This is a genomic window from Hyphomicrobium album, assembly GCF_009708035.1.
Classification (GTDB): Bacteria; Pseudomonadota; Alphaproteobacteria; order Rhizobiales; family Hyphomicrobiaceae; genus Hyphomicrobium_A; species Hyphomicrobium_A album.
In genome coordinates, this window is the sequence record NZ_WMBQ01000001.1 from 986,276 (window position 1) to 1,006,200 (window position 19,925).

21 protein-coding genes are annotated in these 19,925 nt (G+C 65.7%); 10 read left to right on the forward strand and 11 right to left on the reverse strand.

Features of this window, described 5'->3' with window-relative positions; genetic code table 11:
• Positions 1-5: 5 nt before the first annotated feature.
• The 6 genes from GIW81_RS04850 to yajC are packed head-to-tail and all read right to left on the reverse strand — an operon-like array spanning position 6 to position 6,234.
• A complete protein-coding gene (locus GIW81_RS04850; RefSeq protein WP_154738181.1) occupies positions 6-1,967 on the reverse strand; it encodes an SGNH/GDSL hydrolase family protein in 1,962 nt (653 codons plus the stop codon).
• 20 nt (positions 1,968-1,987) lie between these two features.
• On the reverse strand, positions 1,988-2,800 hold the full coding sequence (locus GIW81_RS04855; protein ID WP_154738182.1) for a squalene/phytoene synthase family protein: 813 nt from the start codon (positions 2,798-2,800) through the stop codon (positions 1,988-1,990).
• A 6-nt stretch (positions 2,801-2,806) separates the two neighbouring features.
• Complete coding sequence (locus tag GIW81_RS04860) at positions 2,807-3,184, reverse strand: Mth938-like domain-containing protein (protein WP_154738183.1); 378 nt, start codon at positions 3,182-3,184, stop codon at positions 2,807-2,809.
• A 19-nt stretch (positions 3,185-3,203) separates the two neighbouring features.
• On the reverse strand, positions 3,204-4,226 hold the full coding sequence (gene secF, locus GIW81_RS04865; protein ID WP_154738184.1) for a protein translocase subunit SecF: 1,023 nt from the start codon (positions 4,224-4,226) through the stop codon (positions 3,204-3,206).
• A gap of 11 nt (positions 4,227-4,237) precedes the next feature.
• The gene (gene secD, locus GIW81_RS04870) at positions 4,238-5,848 is read right to left on the reverse strand and encodes a protein translocase subunit SecD (protein WP_154738185.1); all 1,611 of its coding nucleotides are present in this window, start codon (positions 5,846-5,848) and stop codon (positions 4,238-4,240) included.
• A gap of 47 nt (positions 5,849-5,895) precedes the next feature.
• The gene (gene yajC, locus GIW81_RS04875) at positions 5,896-6,234 is read right to left on the reverse strand and encodes a preprotein translocase subunit YajC (RefSeq protein WP_154738186.1); all 339 of its coding nucleotides are present in this window, start codon (positions 6,232-6,234) and stop codon (positions 5,896-5,898) included.
• Between the two features lie 242 nt (positions 6,235-6,476).
• Between yajC and GIW81_RS04880 the strand changes: the two genes are divergently transcribed.
• On the forward strand, positions 6,477-7,361 hold the full coding sequence (locus GIW81_RS04880) for an ATP-binding protein (RefSeq protein ID WP_154738187.1): 885 nt from the start codon (positions 6,477-6,479) through the stop codon (positions 7,359-7,361).
• Between the two features lie 74 nt (positions 7,362-7,435).
• Entirely contained in the window at positions 7,436-7,792 is a 357-nt protein-coding gene (locus GIW81_RS04885) for a hypothetical protein (RefSeq protein WP_154738188.1), read from the forward strand.
• Here GIW81_RS04885 and GIW81_RS04890 read toward each other — a convergent pair whose 3' ends face one another.
• Positions 7,793-8,074 (reverse strand): hypothetical protein, encoded by a 282-nt coding sequence (locus GIW81_RS04890; RefSeq protein WP_154738189.1) that lies wholly within the window; start codon positions 8,072-8,074, stop codon positions 7,793-7,795.
• A 126-nt stretch (positions 8,075-8,200) separates the two neighbouring features.
• Here GIW81_RS04890 and GIW81_RS04895 point away from each other — a divergent pair, with 126 nt between their 5' ends.
• On the forward strand, positions 8,201-8,488 hold the full coding sequence (locus GIW81_RS04895; RefSeq protein ID WP_154738190.1) for a DUF3175 domain-containing protein: 288 nt from the start codon (positions 8,201-8,203) through the stop codon (positions 8,486-8,488).
• Positions 8,489-8,507: 19 nt separating this feature from the next.
• Here the strand turns inward: GIW81_RS04895 and GIW81_RS04900 are convergent, their stop codons facing one another.
• Positions 8,508-9,164: a polymer-forming cytoskeletal protein gene (locus GIW81_RS04900; RefSeq protein ID WP_324614893.1), complete on the reverse strand. Its 657-nt coding sequence runs from the start codon at positions 9,162-9,164 to the stop codon at positions 8,508-8,510.
• A gap of 250 nt (positions 9,165-9,414) precedes the next feature.
• Between GIW81_RS04900 and GIW81_RS04905 the strand changes: the two genes are divergently transcribed.
• From GIW81_RS04905 to GIW81_RS04925, 5 genes are all read left to right on the forward strand, one after another.
• A complete protein-coding gene (locus tag GIW81_RS04905; protein ID WP_154738191.1) occupies positions 9,415-9,720 on the forward strand; it encodes a hypothetical protein in 306 nt (101 codons plus the stop codon).
• Between the two features lie 267 nt (positions 9,721-9,987).
• Positions 9,988-10,674 carry a Crp/Fnr family transcriptional regulator gene (locus GIW81_RS04910; protein ID WP_154738192.1) on the forward strand — a complete coding sequence of 229 codons (687 nt, stop codon included), beginning with the start codon at positions 9,988-9,990 and terminating at the stop codon, positions 10,672-10,674.
• A gap of 96 nt (positions 10,675-10,770) precedes the next feature.
• Positions 10,771-11,121 (forward strand): thioesterase family protein, encoded by a 351-nt coding sequence (locus GIW81_RS04915; RefSeq protein WP_324615000.1) that lies wholly within the window; start codon positions 10,771-10,773, stop codon positions 11,119-11,121.
• A 148-nt stretch (positions 11,122-11,269) separates the two neighbouring features.
• Positions 11,270-12,259, forward strand: coding sequence for a polysaccharide deacetylase family protein (locus tag GIW81_RS04920; RefSeq protein WP_154738194.1), 990 nt, complete (start codon positions 11,270-11,272; stop codon positions 12,257-12,259).
• A gap of 77 nt (positions 12,260-12,336) precedes the next feature.
• A complete protein-coding gene (locus tag GIW81_RS04925; RefSeq protein WP_154738195.1) occupies positions 12,337-13,494 on the forward strand; it encodes a DUF1134 domain-containing protein in 1,158 nt (385 codons plus the stop codon).
• Positions 13,495-13,524: 30 nt separating this feature from the next.
• Here the strand turns inward: GIW81_RS04925 and GIW81_RS04930 are convergent, their stop codons facing one another.
• The 3 genes from GIW81_RS04930 to GIW81_RS04940 all read right to left on the reverse strand — a co-directional run bounded on the left by GIW81_RS04930 (position 13,525) and on the right by GIW81_RS04940 (position 17,809).
• Complete coding sequence (locus tag GIW81_RS04930; RefSeq protein WP_195930388.1) at positions 13,525-14,256, reverse strand: L,D-transpeptidase; 732 nt, start codon at positions 14,254-14,256, stop codon at positions 13,525-13,527.
• A gap of 234 nt (positions 14,257-14,490) precedes the next feature.
• The gene (locus GIW81_RS04935; protein WP_154738196.1) at positions 14,491-16,185 is read right to left on the reverse strand and encodes a tetratricopeptide repeat protein; all 1,695 of its coding nucleotides are present in this window, start codon (positions 16,183-16,185) and stop codon (positions 14,491-14,493) included.
• 94 nt (positions 16,186-16,279) lie between these two features.
• Positions 16,280-17,809 carry an NAD(P)H-hydrate dehydratase gene (locus tag GIW81_RS04940; RefSeq protein WP_154738197.1) on the reverse strand — a complete coding sequence of 510 codons (1,530 nt, stop codon included), beginning with the start codon at positions 17,807-17,809 and terminating at the stop codon, positions 16,280-16,282.
• 225 nt (positions 17,810-18,034) lie between these two features.
• Between GIW81_RS04940 and GIW81_RS04945 the strand changes: the two genes are divergently transcribed.
• The gene (locus GIW81_RS04945) at positions 18,035-18,373 is read left to right on the forward strand and encodes a P-II family nitrogen regulator (RefSeq protein ID WP_154738198.1); all 339 of its coding nucleotides are present in this window, start codon (positions 18,035-18,037) and stop codon (positions 18,371-18,373) included.
• A gap of 99 nt (positions 18,374-18,472) precedes the next feature.
• A complete protein-coding gene (glnA, locus tag GIW81_RS04950) occupies positions 18,473-19,882 on the forward strand; it encodes a type I glutamate--ammonia ligase (RefSeq protein ID WP_154738199.1) in 1,410 nt (469 codons plus the stop codon).
• Positions 19,883-19,925: the final 43 nt, after the last annotated feature.

A 19,925-nucleotide genomic window follows, 5' to 3' on the forward strand; every position in this document is an offset into this window, starting at 1 on the left:
AAGGTTTACTGCAGGCCGGTGGCGCTGGTCGGCGTTATGCTGCCCTGCGCCGCCTGCGGTTGCTGCTCGGGCCCCTGCCCGTACTTCGCCAGCACGCCACGTGCCTGGTGCACGACCGCGTCGGCAATGGCCGCTTGGCCCTCGGCCGTCGGGTGGAACGCACCCGAATACGTCGCCGCCAGCACCAGCTGGAACCAGGCGAACGCGTCGAGCTTCAACACCTTCTGCAAGAGCGACGCGGCCACATGAAAGTTGCCGGTCATGAACGCGTCGTTCGGCGTGCGGAACCAGCGCTGGCGCGAGGCATACGCCTTGAAGTCCGCCGGGTTGAAGGGGCGCCACCCTTGCTCGGTCTTGCGCGGCAGACGCAGGTCGTCGGCAATGTCGGCCCCGTCGTACGTCGTGCCCGCACAAATGCCGCGGCCGACGAAGTCGCGTCGATGGCCGTCGACGAACGTCCATTGATAGTGCTCGGCGGCTCCCTTCATCGACGTATTGAGCTTGTCGGCGATCCACGTGCCGACGCGGAGCTTCTGCTCGCTCAAGGCGAAGTCGGGCAACACGTCCATGCCCGCGACGCCATCAGGGCAGGTGCTCGTGCCGTCGCCCTGCAGCGCCAGTCCGGGATACGCCGTAAGCAGCACCCGGTCTGACTGCTCCCAGGGAATGTGCAGCAGGTAGTGAATCGCACGATTGAGCGACTTGTAGCGCAGGATCAGCGCTTCGAGACCGATGCTCGCGTCGTCGAGGCTGTGCACCTGGCCGAACCAGCCGCCGAGCTTGCGCAGCGTCGATTCATCCGACAGCACCGCGTTGGCGAGCAAGCGGGAGAAGCCCACGTCGTTGCCGCCGACCGACACGAGCATGAGATCGATCGAGCGCGAGTTGATCGGATCGCACTTGCGCAACGTCAGCCCGCCCTTCAGCTCCGGGATCGTCCCGTCCATGTGGTAGGCCTCGGGGAGATCCTGGTACGGCGCCTCGTTCTTGTCGCACTGCGCCGAGGCGATCGCCGAGATCTGCGACATGTCGCTTGGATTGGGCACCCACTCGTTGCCGGCATATTTCAGGAAGAGACCGAAGGTGACCTCCGACCCCGAGCAAGCGACGCCGACATAGGTGACGGCGCGATGGTCGTCCTCGATGGAAAGCTGCAGCGCCGCGCGCACCTGGTGCGAATAGAGCGAGCGATGGCAGCCCTGGTCGGACCAGCGCGCGTTCTCCTGGATGAAGGCCTTGTCGCCGATCGTCTTCCAGGGGCCGATGCGCGCCGGATAGCCTGTGAGATCGACCTTGCCCGAGCGTTCGCCGTAGTCGGCGGTTCGATCGCGCGAGAAGCGCACCGGGACGTCGGGGTTGCCTTCGCCCGAGGCGAAGCTGTCGCCCATGCCGACGATCAGCAGGTCCTTGACTTGGACTTTTTCGCTCGCCACCTCGCGGCCGCCGATCTCCACCGAAACCGTCGCGCCGGCTGGATAGGCAATTTTGAAGTGCGCTTCCTCGCTGCACGGCTGGGTGACGACGTCGCCGCGCAACTCTCCGCCGAGCGGTGCCGTCAGCCACGTGCACGAGAGGCCAGCCGCCTCATCGACATTGCCGATCTTGAAGGCGACGCGATGCGACTTCGGATTGATGTAGTCGCTGCCGTCCTTGCAGTCGAAGCGGTTGTTGCGCGCATCCCAGCAGGTGTCGCGGAACATCGTCTCCGCCCAGCCATTCTCGTGGCGGGCGCTCAGCGCCTGTTCGGCGGCGAGGATCGGATGCTGCAGCTGGTCCTCGGGCGGCAGCGCCAAAAACGTGGCGCGATGCACCTCGGTGTCGGCGGCATCGGAGAAGAAGCGGAACGAGTTCTCGACGTGCCAGGTGATCTTCGGCACGGGCAGCGGCGCAACCTGCGCCAAGCCCGATGAGCTCAGCACCCCCGCCAATACCAGCAGCACCGTGAGGTGGGCTGCCGTTCGCGACATCTGCTGCTCCCCTCGCCTCGCTAGAGGCGTCCGCGGCGCCTCGCAAAGTAGATCCGCCACACGCGCGACAACGGCGATATCCCTGCTTGCTCCGACGCTATCCTGGAACCAAGCCTCTCCAAAGCCGCCAAATAGGGCTCAACGAGGGCAACGGGCAGGATCGCGGTCCGCAGAGTTAGCGACGCAACCGACATTAAGCGGCGCACCTCGCCGAGGCTTTGGCGCGTTCTGGCCAGGATCGGTTGCACGACCGGCGCCCAATCCTGCACGGGCTCCCGCGCAAGTGGATCGTGCCCTTTGGCCAGCAATAGCGGCAGAGCGCGCAACAACTGTACCCGCCCGTAAGCTTGCGCGGCGGCGCCGATGATCCCGCGCGCGTTTGCCTCCTCGACGCCTAGAATGCGGGCAGAAAGTCGAAACGCCGCACCCTGGCTCGCATCGAGGAAAGCGTCGAGCGCGGCAGCGTCGGCGAGTGCGCCCGGTTGCAGCAGCGTCTCGTATGCATCGACGATCGACAAGATGTCGCCGATGGGTAGCGCGCCGCTCTCGATGGCGTAGCGCAGTCGGTCGGCGACCGGCGACCCCGTTGCCTCCGCCGTCTTTTCCCCGCCAAGCGTGTCGCGCCACCAGTGCAGGCGGATCGCGCCCATCGCCGGCTCGCGCACGCTTGTCGGGATGCGCGCGATCTCGCCGTGGAAGGCGGCGACGGTCATCAGTGCGTCGCGCGCCGGTGCGGGAGCGAGCAGCGCGGCGAGATAGCGGTCATGGTCGAGGTCGCGCGCCTCATCGCGCACGATGGCGGCGTTAGGCAGGCTGGCGTCCTTCGCAACCATACGGCCTCAATCGACGGCGATCAGCCCGGCGCCGAAATCGCGCCCCTCCGCCAGCAGCACATTATACGTGCGCGCGGCCGCGCCAGTGCTCATCGGCTCGAGCCCGATCCCGGCGTCGGCGAAGACTTTGGCGACGGATGCCGGCGGCACGCGATGCTCGAGCCCCGTGCCCAGCAGGACGAACGACGGCCGCTTCAGCTCGTCGATGAACAGCTGGCAGCGTTCCGGCGTCAGCTCGTCGAGCGCGGTGACATCCCACCCGTAGATGCCGCTCGGCACGATAATGAGCGAGCCGCGGTGGCTCATGTCAGCGAAGCGGAAGCCGCCGTTGCCATAGGCGTCGATCGGCGCGCGGCCCGGATAGTAGGCTTTGACGGACGGCATGGTGCGCCCGCCACGTTCGTCAGCGCCGCGGCCGACCAGCCGCTGCCGCCTTAGCGCGGTCGGCACCGGCGGAGGTCGCCGGAGCGATCACCGGCGCCGCCTCGACCTTCGGGGCGCTGCCGATCGTATCGCGCTTCACGCCGAGGAAGCCGAGCATCGGAGCGGCGATGAAGATCGACGAGTACGTGCCGATCAAGATGCCGAACAGCATGGCAAAGGAGAAGTTGCGGATCACCTCGCCGCCGAAAATGAGTAGCGCCAGAATGCCGGCGATGGCGGTCATGCCGGTCAGGATGGTGCGCGACAGCGTCTCGTTGATGGAGACGTTCAAGAGCTCGGTAAGGTCCATGCGCTTGTACTTGCGCAAGTTCTCGCGAATGCGGTCCGACACGACGACGGAGTCGTTCACCGAATAGCCGAGAATTGTGAGCAGCGACGCAACGATCGACAGGTCGAACTCCAGCCCCAACAGCGAGAATAGGCCGACCGTCACTAGCACGTCGTGCAACAGCGCCACCACGGTGCCGAGCGCAAACTGCCATTCGAAGCGGAACCACACGTAGATGATGATGGCAATCAGCGAGGCGAACACGGCAATGAGGCCGGTGCGCCGTAGCTCGCTCGACACGGCCGGGCCGACCACCTCGATGCGCCGCTGCGTGTACTCCGGCCCCAGGGTGTCGACGACCTTCTTCATCGCCGCCTGCTGCTCGCCCTCGCCGCCCTTCTGCTGCTCGACGCGGATGAGCACGTCCGTATCGGCGCCGAAGCTCTGGATCTGCACCGAGCCGATGCCGAGTGCGTTCAGCTTCTCGCGCATCTCGGAGAGGTCGGCCGGTCCGTTCTTGTGCTGCACCTCGATCAGCGAGCCGCCGATGAAGTCGACGCCGTAGTTCAGCCCCTTGGTGAAGTAGAGACCGAGCGACGCCGCCATGAAGATCAAGGACAGCGTGAAGCACAGCCCCTTGTAGCGCATGAAAGGGATCCGCAGATTGTGCGGGAAGAAGTCGAAGCCCTTGAAGTCGGGAACGGGGAAGAACATCGCTAGCCTCTTTAGACCGGCACTTCGACAATGCGGCTCTTGCCTTTGCTCTTCAGCCAGAGCGACACGAGCAAGCGCGTTACGGTGACGGCGGCGAACACCGACGTCAGAATGCCGATGGTAAGGGTGACGGCGAAGCCACGGATGGGGCCGGAGCCGAGCCAGAACATGATGAGCGCGGCGGCCAGCGTCGTCAGCTGGCTGTCGAGAATGGTGATCCAGGCGCGCTGGAAGCCCTGGTCGATGGCGGCGATTGGCGACTTGCCGCTACGCAGCTCTTCGCGGATGCGCTCATAGATGAGCACGTTGGCGTCGACGGCCATGCCGATGGTCAACACGAAGCCGGCGATGCCGGGCAGCGTGAGCGTCGTGCCGAGGATCGTCATCAAGGCGATGATGAGGAAGCCGTGCACGATGAGGCCGATAACTGCGAACACGCCGAACGTGCCGTAGGCGACGATGGTGAGCACGGCAGTGGCCAGGCAGCCGACCAGACCGGCAAGTTTGCCCGCTTCGATGGAGTCGGCGCCGAGCGACGGGCCGACGGTGCGCTCTTCGACGATCGTGAGCTTGGTCGGCAGCGCACCGGAGCGCAGCTGCACGGCGAGGGTGCTGGCGCTGTCGACCGTGAAGCTGCCGGAGATCTGGCCGGAGCCGCCCAGGATGGGCTCGCGGATGACCGGGGCCGACAGCACCTTGTTGTCGAGCACGATGGCGAACGGCGAGCCGACGTTGTCCTTGGTGAAGGTGCCGAACTTGCGTGCGCCCGACTGATTGAAGCGGAACGAGATGATCGGCTCGTTGGTGCGCTGGTCAAAGCCCGGTTGCGCATCGACGAGGTCCTCGCCGGAGACGACCGGCGTCTCCTGCAGCACGTAGCTGCGCCCATCGGCCTCGGTCGACGGGTACACCTTGTAGCCGACCGGGGTGCGCGTCTGCTTGGCTTCCTCGGCCGAGATATCGGGATGCACCGAATGGAAGGTCAGCTTCGCCGTCTGGCCGATCAGGTCCTTGAGCTGCTTGGTGTCCTGCAAGCCGGGGAACTGCACGAGGATGCGGTCGGTGCCCTGGCGCACGACCGTCGATTCCGACGTGCCCATGGCGTTGACGCGGCGATTGACCGTCTCGATGGCGGCGCTGGCGGCGCTCGACACGCGGTGCTGCATGCCCTGCTGCGTCGGGGTGACGGTGATCGTATCCCCCGACGAGGCGACAGTGATGTCGTTGCCGCCCGAGCCGAGGATGGCATTGCCGATCGGCGTGACGAGCTTCTTGACCGCCTCGGTCGCCTTGTCCATCTCCTCCGGCTTGGTGATCTTCACCTGCACCGAGTTGCCGACGACGCCGAGGCCGGTGAAGCCGACCTTCGCCTCGCGCAGCTGCCGGCGCGTGTCGTCGCGCAGCGTCGTGAGCCAATCCTTCTCCAGCTCCTTGGTATCCATGGCGAGCAGGAGATGCGCGCCGCCCTGCAGGTCGAGGCCAAGCGGGAGCTGCCGGTGCGGCAGCCAGCCGGGCCAGCTGTCAACGGTCTGCTTGGAGAAGAAGTTCGGCACCGTGAACAGGACGCCCGCCAGACAGACGAGGACGACGGCGATGATCTTCCAGCGTTCGAAGTGCAGCATCTGTCAACCGATCCCGTTTGCCGTGTGACCGCGGAGCGCGAGGCGCCTCACGTCGTCTCCTTGGCCGCTTCGCCCTTGCCGCGCACGTCGATGAGGGTCGACTTCAAAACGCGCACGCGCATGGTATCCGAAAGCTCGACCTCGACCTCGTCGGAGGCATCGGAGGCCTTCGTCACCTTGCCGATGAATCCGCCCGAAGTAATGACCGTGTCGCCGCGGCGAACCTGATTGACCAGTTCGCGGTGCGCCTTGGCACGTTGCTGCTGTGGTCGGATCACCAAGAAGTAGAAGATGATGATCATGACCAGCATTGGGAACAGCAGTCCTCCCACGCCGCCGAACGGGTCTGCACCCGGAGCCTGGGCAAATGCTGGCGTGATGAACATGCTTCCGTCCCCTTGCGGATATCAGGCAACAGCGTGCCAAGTCTGCGCGAGCGCAGCCATGCGCACTTGCTGTGATTGAAAAGCGCCGTGACTATAGTGCTCAGCGGCGTCTTTGCAACTGCGAGCCCAATGGTGCGCTGCCGCACAATTAGGATGACTTAGCGCTTGGCGGCGCTATAGAAGCAGCCGCCCTGCCACCGCAAGTAAAAAGCGCGCAGGTGCCGAAAAATCGCGAGCCGATGATGAACGACGAAGCCGCCCTGACGCAGCGCCTCGAGCGCTTGGCCGCCGCGCTGGAGCGGCTCGCCGGCCCGGCCCCGGGGCGCCCTGATTTCGAGGCTGCCGAGGCGTTCGTCTGGCACGCCGACGAGGAGCGTTTCGAGCCTGTCCCGCACGTCAACCGTGTGCCACTTCGCCTGCTCCGCGGCCTGGAAGGCGTCGCGCCGCAGCTGTCCCAGAACACCGAGCAGTTCGCCCGCCGCCTGCCGGCCAACAACGCGCTTCTCTGGGGCGCGCGCGGCATGGGCAAATCGTCTTTGGTAAAGGCCGTCCACGCCGACGTGCGCTCCCGCCTCGCCAAGGAGCTGCGGGCCGCCGGCGTCGACCTCAAGCTGGTCGAGATCCATCGCGAGGACATCGCCTCGCTGCCGCGCTGCCTGGCTGCGATGCGCGCGAGCCCGCATCGGTTCATCGTCTTCTGCGATGACCTCTCCTTCGACAAAGACGACACCAGCTACAAATCGCTGAAGGCCGTGCTCGAAGGCGGCATCGAGGGGCGTCCAGAGAACGTCATCTTCTATGCAACATCGAACCGCCGGCATCTGATGCCGCGCGAGATGGTCGAGAACGAGCGGTCCACCGCCATCAATCCCTCCGAGGCGGTGGAAGAGAAGGTTTCGTTGTCCGACCGCTTCGGCTTGTGGCTCGGGTTTCACAACTGCAGCCAGGACGACTATCTCGACATGGTGCGCGGCTATGCCAAGCACTTCGGGCTGAAGATTGCTGACGACGAGTTGGTGCGCGAGGCGCTTGAATGGAGCGTCACGCGCGGCTCGCGCTCTGGGCGCGTCGCCTGGCAATTCACGCAGCATCTGGCCGGCAAGCTCGGCAAGCGCCTCGAGACGTGAGCGCGGGAGCGGCGCTTGACACTCGCGCCGTGAACGGCTTGCGTGCGGGTGCTCAAAATTGGGATCGGATGAAAATGCGACGCACGCTCCTCACCTACTCTGCGGCTGCCTGCCTAGCGCTTGCCAGCTTCGCCGCAGCCCGCGCCGACGATCCGCCCTTCATCGGCACCTGGTCGCTCGATCCCGTCAACTGTAGGGCCGGCCAGGAGACGGAGAACGCACCCATCGTCATCACGAAGGACCGCTACGACCAGCACGAGAGCCACTGCACGTTCAAGTCCGTCCAGCAGAAGGACAGCGACTGGAAGGTCACGTCCGATTGCATGGTCGAGGGCAGCGCCACGCCCTACGACTTCACGCTGACCGTTTCCGGCGACACGCTGACCTTCACCGACAGCGGCGGCCCGCGCGATTTCCTGCGCTGCAAGTAGTTAGGCAGCGCGTCGGCGGACGAAGGCGATCAGCTCGACCAGCACCCACAGAACGACGATGCCGGCCACCGCCGGCATGGTGGCGAACAGGAAGTAGCCCATCATCCCGAGTGTCAGCAGGTCGTGACCGATGTCGCGGCCACCGACGATGCACGGGTGCGCGCCGGTCAGGTCGAGCTTGCAGCCGTTGACCTGGGCGACGAACTCGGCCACCGCCATGCTCATCAACGGCAGCAGGCAGATGAACAGCAGGATGGCCATCACGGCCCGGAACGCGCGCATTTCCCTTCCCCCGATTTGCGGCGCCACCCTAGCCCATCTGGCATTTGCGCAAAATGCGCATTAGCCGGGTTACGGGCTATTTCAATTCGTTTGATTGGGTCGGGCGGCATTACCAGCGAGGTTGCCATGCCGCAAAAGCCAGACAAGTGGTCGAAGGAAGTCACGGAGCACGACCATCCGTTCGCCCTGCCTCCTGGGATATTCAAGTCGGCGGATCCCGATGTCATCGCCGCCGCCCTGCAGCACTCGGCCGAGGACCCCAAGCGGGGCACGCACGACGCCTACCGCACGGCCATGTCGATGCTCGACTTCTACATCAATCGCGCCGGCAAGAATCTGTCCGACAGCGACCGCGTCGCGCTCGAGAAGGCCAAGACGGCGCTGCGCAAGCGCTTCGGCAGGACGGACGCCTAAGGCTTAGCGCCGCCTGAGATCAGGCGTGCGAGCGAACGGCGACGTTGACCGTCTGCGCCGCGCCCGAGGTCGCGCCCGCGCGATCGGCGACGACGACGGCGAAGCTCGCGCGCGGTTCGTCCGTGCCGTCGTGACGGAACAATACGGTCCCCTGCTCGAGATCGGCCTGGGTGAACACCTCGACCGGCCGCGCCGGATCGGTGGCGAGCGTGACGAAGCCGTTCCGCACCTGCGACACGGTGAAGGTGAGCAGCTCGGCGACATCGTCGGGATCGATGGCGGAAAGATCTTGCGGGGTGATGCGCACCGCCTTGCCCTTGTCGACCGACAGGTCGAGGTCGCCGGAGATCGACGGCGGGATGTTGCGCATCTCGGCCGACAGGACGCCGCCCAACTCCATCGACAGCTTGCCGTACTTCACGTTGCCGGTGACCTCGCCGGTGCCGCGAATATTGATGAGCTGGCGGACGTGAATGTCGCCCTGCAGCTGACCCCGCACGTCGGCCGCGTCGACCTTCACCTTGCCGAAGCAGCGCCCGCCCGGCTGGACGACGAGCAGGTCGCCGGCGATATCGCCTTCGACATAGCCGAAGACCTCGATACGGCCGCCGTTGCGGATCTCACCTTTGAGGAAGGTGTCTTCTCGGATGATGAGTACGCGAGACGTATCTTCCACGGTCTGATCCCTGCTAGCCGGCGCCGCCGATACTGGCGTCACGATTAAGCCAGCTTGGTGACAGTTCCGAGCGGGAATGGCCCACGAGGTAAATGCCTCCGGGCCAGCCGTTTCTGGATCGCAACTAGGCGGCCACACTTCGCGCATAATCCACAGACGGCGGACCGTATCCGTCTTGAGATCGCCTCGCCGCGGGAGCAGCTTACGGCCGCTAGGGCCGAGTGCCTCAGTGCATGCATTGGAGGGGTAAATGTCCAAGTCGAGATCGTGTGTCCTCGCGCTGGCCGCTGCCGGCCTGTTCGCGCTCGCTCCGGCCATAGCGATGGCGGCTCCCGCCGTGCCGCCCGGCGCCAAGGACTGCCGCGGTTTCCGCGCCGTCGGCAGCGGGCTGACCGAGAGCATTGCCTCGCTGATGGCCACCCAGGGGGCGGTGAACGTGGCCTCGAACCGCGGGTGGACGGTGATCGGGGAAGCTAAACTGCAGGGCTGCACATCGACCGGCATTTTCGGTGTCGAGTGCGCCGCGACGTCCTACGCCTGCAAGCTGCCGCACTGACGCTATTTCAGCGCCCGCTGGGGTTTGTGATAGCGCTTGATCTTTCGCTGGGCGGCACGCGGTGCCGTCCAGTTTTCTTTTTTTGCCCGGGGTCAGGATAGACAACATCGGCAAAGCGAAGCTTCTCCCAGAGAACCTTGCCGGGCGCCACTCGCCAGATCTGTCATTGTCCAGCGCAAAAGCACGCTTGCCCACAAAATTCCGCTTGTTCGTTGCAATGCTGCCACATATGGTGAAGGCATTGCACATGTATCGAGCGCGTCAGCCATGCTCACCCTTTTGGATCCTCCGAATTTAGCGTCGCGCACTTCGTCCCAGGATGCGGCGACGGGAGCGGATATCTACCGGCGTCTCGCAGCCGGCGAGATGCTGTTCCGCGAAGGCGATGCCCGCACCCACGTGTATCGGGTCGAACAAGGCTCCATTTGCCTCTTCAAGGTGCGCAGCGACGGCTCGCACGACGTGCTCGAGTTCGCGTTCCCCGGCGACATCATCGGCCTCGGCTACCTGGACCATCACGTCTCCGCCGCCCAGGCGGCGGTCGAGACGCAGGTCGGCTGCGTGCCACGCGCCGCCGTCCAGCTGGTGTTGGAAAAGACACCGCGCATAACCTCGCGCCTCACCGCCGCGATCGAGCGCGAAGTGGCATTCCTTCGGGAATCCCAGAGCCAGGCCGGTCGGACCAGCCCCGTCGAGCGCATCGCGGCGCTGTTCGTTACGCTGTCGCGTTGCAACGCCTACGAGGGCCGCGACCCCACGCTGATCTCCGACTCCCTCACCTGCGGCGTCGTTGCCGGCTATCTCAACGTGAGCGTCGATGAGCTGGCCGACTGCCTCAAGGAGCTCGAGCGGCGCGACCTCGTCGAGGCGACACCGAAGGGTCTTCGCCTGAAGAGCTTCGACGAGCTCGAGCAGCTCGCCGATGCGAGCGGTCCCGTCGCCGCGCCGCTATAGTCGAAGCGTAGAGCTTCGACGGATGGCTTCATGACCTCCAATGCGGACGACCAAACGCGCCTTGAGCCCGGGTGCACCGGCAGCGTGTCGTTGATCGTGACCGAGGCGCAGACCGCGCCGCGGCTCGGCAGCGGGCGCGCGCCCGTTTTCGCCACCCCCGCCCTGGTCGCGCTGCTCGAAGCGGCAGCCGTCGCCTGCGTCGAGGAGAGGATCGGCGCCGGACAGGAGACGCTCGGCATACACATCGATGTTGAGCATATCGCGGCCACCCCGGTCGGCCTCAAGGTGACGGCGAGCGCCGAGCTCGTCGAGCGCGACGGCCGCAAACTCGTGTTCGACGTCACCGCCCGCGACGAACGCGAATTGATTGGCCGCGGACGGCACACGCGCATCATCGTCGACAGCGCGCGCTTCCGCGCCAAGTTGCAGGCGAAGGGCGAAAATTAAGGCACGCGGCGCGCCCGATCACACCCGGGGCGAAATCGGTTGCATGACGCAAAATTCCTCCCGCAAACAACTTGCACCTCGCACGCAAATCTCCGCACAATGAGGGGAATCAAGCAATAAGCCTGCGAGCAACCTCGGGGAGGTTCCGATGCGCACGATCATAACCAAGGCCTTCTTCGCCGCCGCCGCCCTGTGCTCCGCGCACGCGGTAGCCATCGCGCAAGATGCGCCGATGGGCCCAACTCAAAATGGACCGCCGCCGGCCGCTGAGGCGCCGGCCGCAGCTACACCGGCTGCCGTCCCGCAGCCGCAGATGGGTCCGTCCGCACCAGCCGCCAAGGTAACCGACTGCCCCGGCAATCCCAATCCGCTCGGCGTCTCGCGCGTCGTCGAGATCGACACCACGGGCGGTCCGGGCTTCGGCTTCCAGCACTACAAGATGTACGACTTCCTCAATCCGAAGGAGGTCGTGCTGACGTTCGACGACGGCCCACTGCCCAATCGCACGACCGCCGTCCTCGCCGCGCTCAACGCCGAGTGCACCAAGGCGATCTTCTTCTCCGTCGGCAAGGTCGCCGCCGGCTATCCCGACATCCTGCACGAGGTCGCCAAGGCCGGACATACGGTCGGCGCCCACACGATGGACCACAAGGATCTGTCGAAGCTGCCGTTCGATGACGCGAAGGCCGACATCGAGAAATCGTTCAGCGTCATCCATCGCGCCGTCGGCTCAGGCACCGCGCCGTTCTTCCGCTTCCCGTTCCTGCGCCACTCGCCCGAGACGCTGAAGTATCTCGCCGATCGCAACGTTGCGGTGTTCTCCACCGACATCGACAGCTTCGACTTCAAGGGCGGTAAGCCCGACGCGCTGGTGAAGCGCATCATGGCCAACCTCGACAAGCGCGGCAAAGGCATCGTCCTGATGCACGACATCCAGCCGCATACGGCGGCGGCGATGCCGGCGCTACTCAAGCAGCTCAAGGCTGGCGGCTACAAGGTCGTGCATATGACGGCCAAAACGCCTATCCAGACGCTGCCCGAGTTCGACGAAATGGTGGCGAAGGACATGCAGGGCATGCCGACGGCCCTGTCCGACCGGCCGCTGAATTCCGTCGTCAAGACCATCAGCGGTCAATAAACCGCCGCATCGCTTTGTTCCTTCGCGCTCGGGCAGCAAATTTGGCTGCCCGAGGGTGATAGGTTAAAGCATTGATGATGCGTCGATCCATTCGTTCCGCCGTTGTGGCGGTCCTCGCCGTTCTCGCCGCACCGGGCATGGCTCGCGCCGCCTCATGCACGCCTGAGCAATTTGCCGCCGCGGTCGACAAATCCGGCGCGCAGCTGCGCGCATTCAATTCCGAGGCGTTGCCGAAGCTGCAGGACAAGCTCAAGCAGCTCAAGGAAAAGAAGGGTTGGGACGAAGAGAAGTCGCTGGGCGCCGTGCGCGGTGAGCGCACCGCGAAGCTCGACGAGGACGCCGAGAACCTCATCGTCAAGATCGACACCCTCGGCAGGCCGCCGGAGAAGGGCGAGCCCGACTGCAGCAAGCTCGCCGAGCTGGAAGCGGCAGGGCTCGAGCTGCTTGCGGTGATGAAGGCGAAGTCGAGCTATACGCTTGCCAAGCTCGATGCCGCGATCGACGGCAAGGATGTAGCGCTGGCGAAGAAGCAGGCCACGGCGGACGGCGGCAAAGATACCCCCGAGGCGAAGGTCGCCACCAAGTCTCCCGCGCCGCAAGCCGACGCGACGCCGCCCAAGCCGGTCGCCAAGTCCGCGCAAAGTTGGTCGACGCAGACCAAGCCGGATCCGGGCAGGAGTGTCGAGCTGGAGGTTCCGACCATGCAGCCGGGCCCCTCGGTGGCCATGCTCGAGCCGCTGCCTCCCGAAGAGGACGGCTACAACATCGATGAGATCCGCGAAATCTCGCGCGGCTTCTTCGGCACCATCTCGACGGAGCTCGGCAGCGTCATCGAGTACGCATTCTCGAGCGCTGGACGTCCCGACGGCTACGTGCTCGGCACCGAGGGCGGCGGCGCCTTCCTCGCCGGCCTACGGTACGGCAGCGGCACGCTCTACCTGCGCTCCGGCGGCAGCGGAAAGGTCTACTGGCACGGGCCGTCGGCCGGCCTCGACTTTGGTGCCTCGGGCTCGCGGACGATGTTCCTGATCTATCGCCTGCGCGAGCCGCAGCAGCTCCTGCGGACGTTCACTGGCGTCGACGGCTCTGCCTACTTCATCGGCGGCGTCGGCATCACCTTCCTGAAGGGCGGTCCGGTCATGATGGCGCCGATCCGCACCGGACTGGGCCTCCGCCTCGGCGCCAACATCGGCTACATCCGCTTTACGCCGCAGGCGACCTGGAATCCGTTTTGAGCACGATGCCTAGGCGCGTCACCAAGTGACTCACCAGGTGTTGTACGAGCCGCCGTACTGCTTCTTCTTCGCCTTCTTGACCTTCGGCTGGTAGGCCTGCTGGTAGCCGAAGAAGCCGTTGAAAGGCTGGTACGCCGGCTGCGCGTAGCGGCGGCGGCGCGGACCGTCGGCAACGGCCGGCGAATACGGCGGTTTGCCGGATACCGTGACACGGGTCATCTGCATGCCGTGCTTCTGCACGAGGTCGTAGAAGACTTTCGCGTTCTTGGGATGCGAGCGCACGCACCCATGGGAAGCGGGGCGCCCAAGGTTGCGCAGGTCGCCGGTGCCGTGCACCGCGACGCCCTCGTTGAAGAACACCGAATAGGGCATCGGCGAGAAGTGGTACTGCTTGGAGTAGTGCATACGCGACGTGTAGTGCGGCGTGTAGGTGCCGGTCGGCGTGCGATAGCCGCCGCGGGCGGACGAGATCTTCCAGCTGGCGATGGCCCCGTTCTTGTCGGAGACGGTCATCGTTTGGGAGGTGAGGTCGATGTTGGCGAAAAGGGTCGGCTCCGGCGGTGCAAGCGGCGCAGCCTGCTCGGCTTGAGCGGGTGCCCCGATGGCCGGCGGCAGGGCCGCGTCCGAGGCTTGCGGACCGGAGAGGCCTGGCGCCTGGGCGGCCGGGTCGGTGGCAGCCACCACCAGCGGCTTTTCCGCCAGGGCGGGCGAAGCAACGAGAACAGCGGCTAACACCGCGCACAACGCCACAACCGAACGCATCGCTCTAAAAACCCCCGTGTCCCAACTCGGCTCTATGCCACCATATTATTTGGTGAACGATGCGGAAAGCTTAACGGACGTGCTGCTTTAGCTAAATGTGTGGGTACGCCGTAGCAACTCGTCCGCAAGCTTCCCATTCCGGCAGCTGCACGCGCAACCGCGAACGCGCCTCTCTCCCCGCCTTGGCCGATTTCTCGCTCGGCGTGTAGCGCTAGGGCAGCACCGGACGGCGCCTCAGTTGAATAGAAGCTGGAAGATGGTCTTGGGCTTGCGCTTGCGGGGGCGGCGCTCCTCTTGGAAGCCCGAATTCAGCTGGTTCCAGGGTGCCCACCCGCCAGGCTCGCTGCTGGTGTAGCGGCGCGGATCGGCGCCCCGCGCCTGTCCGGCCCGCAAGATGAACTCGTCGGTCGCGCCGTCGACGCTCGCCACGACGACCCTATCGTCCTGCCAGGTCCAGGTGGCGACCTTCTGGCCCTCGCGATGCGGCTCGATGCCGACGACCGAATTGTTGTCGAGGTCGAGGATGGCTACCTGCTCGACTTCCTCGGGTCCCTTCTCGCCGGCCACGACGCCACCGGTGAAGCGCAGCGTGGCGATACCGCGCAGGGGCGGCTCCTTCACGAGCCACTCCATGAGCCGCGGCTGCCCGTCTCCGGCCATCTCCAGCGGAATGCGCAGGCGGCGGAACTGGTCGCTCACCGCGTAATAGCGCGTGCCCTGCTGCACCACCCGCCAGTTGTCGATACCGGCTCCCGGTATCTCGCGATCCTCGGTGCCCGACGTGTCGCCGCCGACGCGCTGCAAACCGTCGGCAGCGAGCTTCAGGCGCGGCTGCAGGGCTATCGCTTTCTTGAAATCGGCGATCGCCTGCTCCGTCCGCCCCTGCGCCTCTTCGATTTCGGCCTTCGCCCACAGCACCTCGGCGCCGTCCGGATCGAGCTTCTCCGCCGTCTCGGCGTCCTTTACGCCCACGTCCGTCTGGCCGCTCATCTTGTAGATGACGGCGCGGTACGCGAAGGCGGTCCCCGAGCGCGGATCGAGCTCGATGGCGCGATTGAGGTCGGCGAACGCCTCCTCATAGTTCTGTGCGACGCCGCCGGCGAGCCCGCGGGCCGCATAGCCGCGCGCCGAATTGGGATCGAGCGTCACCACCTGCGTCAGGTCCTTGAGCGCGGCACCGACGTTGTCTGCGGCAAGGTAGGCCTGGCCGCGCAGCAGATAAAGTTCGGGGTTATTGGCGTCGAAGGCGATGGCGCGCGAAAGGTCCTCGATCGCGTCGGGCGCACGCATGATGTCGAGCTTGGCTTCCGCCCGGCTGCGGTAGGCCGTGGCGAAGCGCGGGTCGGCTGTCACGGCGCGCGAGAAATCGCGGATAGCGGCATGCGGCCGGCCCGTCGCTAGATGCACGCGACCGCGCCCGGCGAGCGGCGCCGCCGCCTGCGGCATGAGCCGGACGGAAGCGGTGTAGTCGCGGATCGCCTGATCGTTGTGGCCCACCTTAGCGAAGGCGCCGGCACGGTTCGACAGCGCCGCGGCGTAGCCGGGCGCCAGCACGATGGCGCGATTGAAGTCCTTGATCGCCTCGTCGGGGTAGCCGAGCGCCAGTAGCAGGTTGCCGCGATTGTTGTAGATCGCCGCATACTCCGGGAAGAGCTGCGCAGCGCGATTGAAATCGTCGATGGCGAGCTTGGTCTGGCCTATGCGCGCATAGGCGACGGCACGGTCGTTCAAAATGGTGGCGCGGCGGTCGTTCGGCAGCGCCGGATCCTTCAGTGCCTCGGTGTAGCTCGTCACCGCCTGGTTGGCGTCGCCCCGCACCAGCGCGGTCGCGGCGTCCTGCGCCTTGAGCGCCGCATCGGCCGGTGCCGCGACGGCTCCGCCCGCGAACAGGGGAATGAGCGCCATGACCAGGAAAACAGGTCGAAACATCGACGTCTCGCGCAGGTTGCGTTGACCGCGGCGCAGAGCTTCGCCGCTACGAATCCAGCATAGGGCATTAGCCAGCGATTGTGGCGCCGAATCGTTACCTCGGATCAGGGCCGGAAAGCGCACGCAGCACCTTGGGGAGGGTCTCGGGGAGGTCCTCGGCAATCAAGCCTGGGCCGAATGCGGCAGCCGCCGCCCCGTGCAGCCAGACGGCCGCGCAGGCGGCAGCGAATGCCGGCATTCCCTGGGCGAGCAGACCGGCGACGAAGCCGCCCAGAACGTCGCCCGCACCCGCCGTGGCTAGCCACGGCGGCGCGTTGTCGTTGATCGCTGCACGCCCGTCCGGCGCGGCAACGACCGTGTCCGGTCCCTTGAGCACGACGATAGCGCCCGATCGGCGCGCCGCGTCGCGTGCCCGCGCCAGCTTGCACCCAGCAGCGCTCCCGGGAAACAGCCGCGCGAACTCGCCGTCGTGTGGGGTCATGACGATAGACCGGGCAGCATCGCTGGCAACGGCTGCGAACAGGACGTCGGGCGCGTCCGCGAACGAGGTGAGCGCGTCGGCATCGAGCACCGTCGCCGCTCCCGAGGCGAGAGCCGTACCCACGAGTTGCCTTGTCGGCGGCCCGACGCCCAGCGCCGGGCCGAGCAGCACCGCGTTCTTTCGCTTGTCCTCGAGGATGTGCCCGAGGCCGGCCGCGCCGTCGAACGCCATCAGCATGATGGCGGTGAGTTGCGCGGCATTGACCGGGATCGCATCCGGCGGGCTCGCCACCGTGACCAGTCCGGCCCCGACGCGCAACGCCCCACGCGCACCGAGCCGCGCCGCGCCTGTGTGTGCCGCCGGCCCCGACACCACCAGCGCATGTCCGCGGCTATACTTGTGGCCATCGAGGCGTGGCCATGGAAACGCTGTGCTCCACAATGCCGGCGCGTTCGCCCAGGCCTGCACGCCGATGTCGGCCAGCACGCCGTCGGGGATGCCGATGTCGTCGACGACCACCGGTCCGCACAACGCGCGTCCCGGCATGAGCAGGTGTCCGGGCTTGCGGCGGAAGAACGTTACCGTGCGGGTGGCTTCAACGACGGGGCCTCGCGCCTGCCCTGTGCCGCCGTCGAGGCCGCTCGGCACATCGACGGCGAGAACCGGCACCGTTGAGGCGTTGAGCGCTTCCACCACTTCGGCTGCGACGCCGGACAGTGGCCGCGTAAGGCCCGCCCCGAACATCGCGTCGACGACGACGTCCGCCCCGTTGATCGCCGCCGGTGCCAGAGGGGCGACATCGCCACCCCAGCGCTGCGCCATGACCGCCGCGTCGCCCTCTAGCGCAGCGCGCTCGCCGAGCAGCGCGACGTGCACCTCGGCCCCGCCCTCCGCCAGGTAGCGTGCCGCGACGAACCCATCGCCACCGTTGTTGCCCGGACCGCAGAGCACGACGACCCGCCGCCCGGCTCCGAGCAGGTTGCGCGCCTCGCGGGCGACGCCCCGGCCCGCGTTCTCCATCAGGGTAAGGCTCGGCGTGCCGCGCTCCACCGCCAGGCGGTCGGCACGACCCATCTCATCTGGGGTCAGCAGCGCCAGCCCCAGGGCGTCAGTGCCGATAGTTTGAGCGTTTGTCTTGACCATTCACATCGCCGCCGATTGCACGTGATGCGTTTCTATGCAAATTGCCCGACTCTTAAGCATCCGTGACGCCGATATCACCGCGGCGACGCGTAAGCCCACAAGTAAGGCTCTGGATTTCCAGAAGCTTATTTGCGACAGGGAGTTGGCATAGGCCATGCTAACTCTTTGGCCGTTCGCGCAAGCCGCCCTTGTAGAAACCAGATAAGCTCGGAGGGGCCAGGGGTCATGAAGAAAATCGAAGCCATCATCAAGCCATTCAAGCTCGATGAAGTGAAGGAAGCCCTGCAGGAAATCGGGCTTCAGGGTATCACCGTGCTCGAGGCGAAAGGCTTCGGTCGACAGAAGGGCCACACGGAGCTCTACCGGGGCGCCGAGTACGTCGTCGACTTTCTGCCGAAGGTGAAGATCGAGGTCGTCCTGGCCGACGAGATGCTCGACAAGGCCGTGGATGCTATTCAAAAGGCCGCCAAGACTGGCCGCATCGGCGACGGCAAGATATTCATTTCAAACATCGACAACGCTATTCGCATTCGCACTGGTGAAACTGGCGCCGACGCCATCTAACGAAGCGCCGACGCGACCTAACAAAAAAGCTTGGGAGGGGCCTCCAAACGGCCCCTTTTTCCGGAGAAACGCCGCGCAGGCTATGAACAGGGGAGTCTCATGAAGAGCGCCAGCGATGTCCTGAAAATGGTGAAGGACAAGGACGTCAAGTTCGTCGATTTCCGCTTCACCGACACCAAGGGCAAGATGCAGCACGTGACCGCGCACGCGTCGACGGTCAACGAGGACGTGTTCAACGACGGCTACGCCTTCGACGGCTCGTCGATCGCCGGCTGGAAGGGCATCGAAGCCTCCGACATGCTGCTGCTGCCGGACCCCTCCTCGGCGCACCTCGATCCGTTCTTCGCCCAGTCCACGGTCGCCATCTTCTGCGACGTGCTGGAGCCCTCGACCGGCCAGTTCTACGAGCGCGACCCGCGTGGCATCGCCAAGAAGGCGGAAGCCTACATGAAGTCGACGGGCGTGGGTGACACGCTCTACGTCGGTCCGGAAGCCGAGTTCTTCATCTTCGACGACGTGCGCTTCGCCGCCGATCCCTACAACACCTTCTTCCGCCTCGACTCGACCGAGCTGCCCACCAACACGGGCACCGAGTACGAGATGGGTAACCTTGGCCACCGGCCTCGCACCAAGGGCGGCTACTTCCCCGTCCCGCCGATCGACAGCTGCCAGGACATCCGCTCCGAGATGATCTCGGTGATGGCCGAGATGGGCGTGGCCGTTGAGAAGCACCACCACGAGGTCGCCGCCGCCCAGCACGAGCTCGGCATCAAGTTCGGTCCCATGGTCACCATGGCCGACCACATGCAGATCTATAAGTACGTCACCCACATGGTGGCGCAGGCCTACGGCAAGACCGCCTGCTTCATGCCGAAGCCGATCTTCGGCGACAACGGCTCGGGCATGCACGTCCACCAGTCGATCTGGAAAGATGGCAACCCGACCTTCGCGGGCAACAAGTACGCCGACCTTTCCGAGACGGCACTCCAGTACATCGCCGGCGTCCTGAAGCACGCCAAGGCGATCAACGCCTTCACCAACCCGACGACGAACTCCTACAAGCGTCTCGTTCCGGGCTACGAGGCTCCCGTGCTGCTCGCCTACTCGGCGCGCAACCGCTCGGCCTCCTGCCGCATTCCGCACGTGTCGAGCCCGAAGGCGAAGCGCTTCGAGGTTCGCTTCCCGGATCCGGCCGCCAACCCGTACCTTGGCTTCACGGCTATGCTGATGGCGGGCCTCGACGGCATCGCCAACAAGCTCCATCCCGGCGAAGCGATGGACAAGAACCTCTACGACTTGCCGCCGGCCGAGCTTGCCAACATCCCGACGGTTGCCGGCAGCCTGCGCGAGGCGCTCGACTGCCTCGACAAAGACCGCGGCTTCCTCAAGATGGGCGGCGTGATGTCCGACGACATGATCGACGCCTACATCGAGCTGAAGATGGCGGAGAACATGCGCTACGAGATGGCGCCGCATCCGATCGAGTACGAGATGTACTACTCGGTTTGATCGCCGCGACGATCGACAAAAGGCCCGGGAGCGGTCCCGGGCC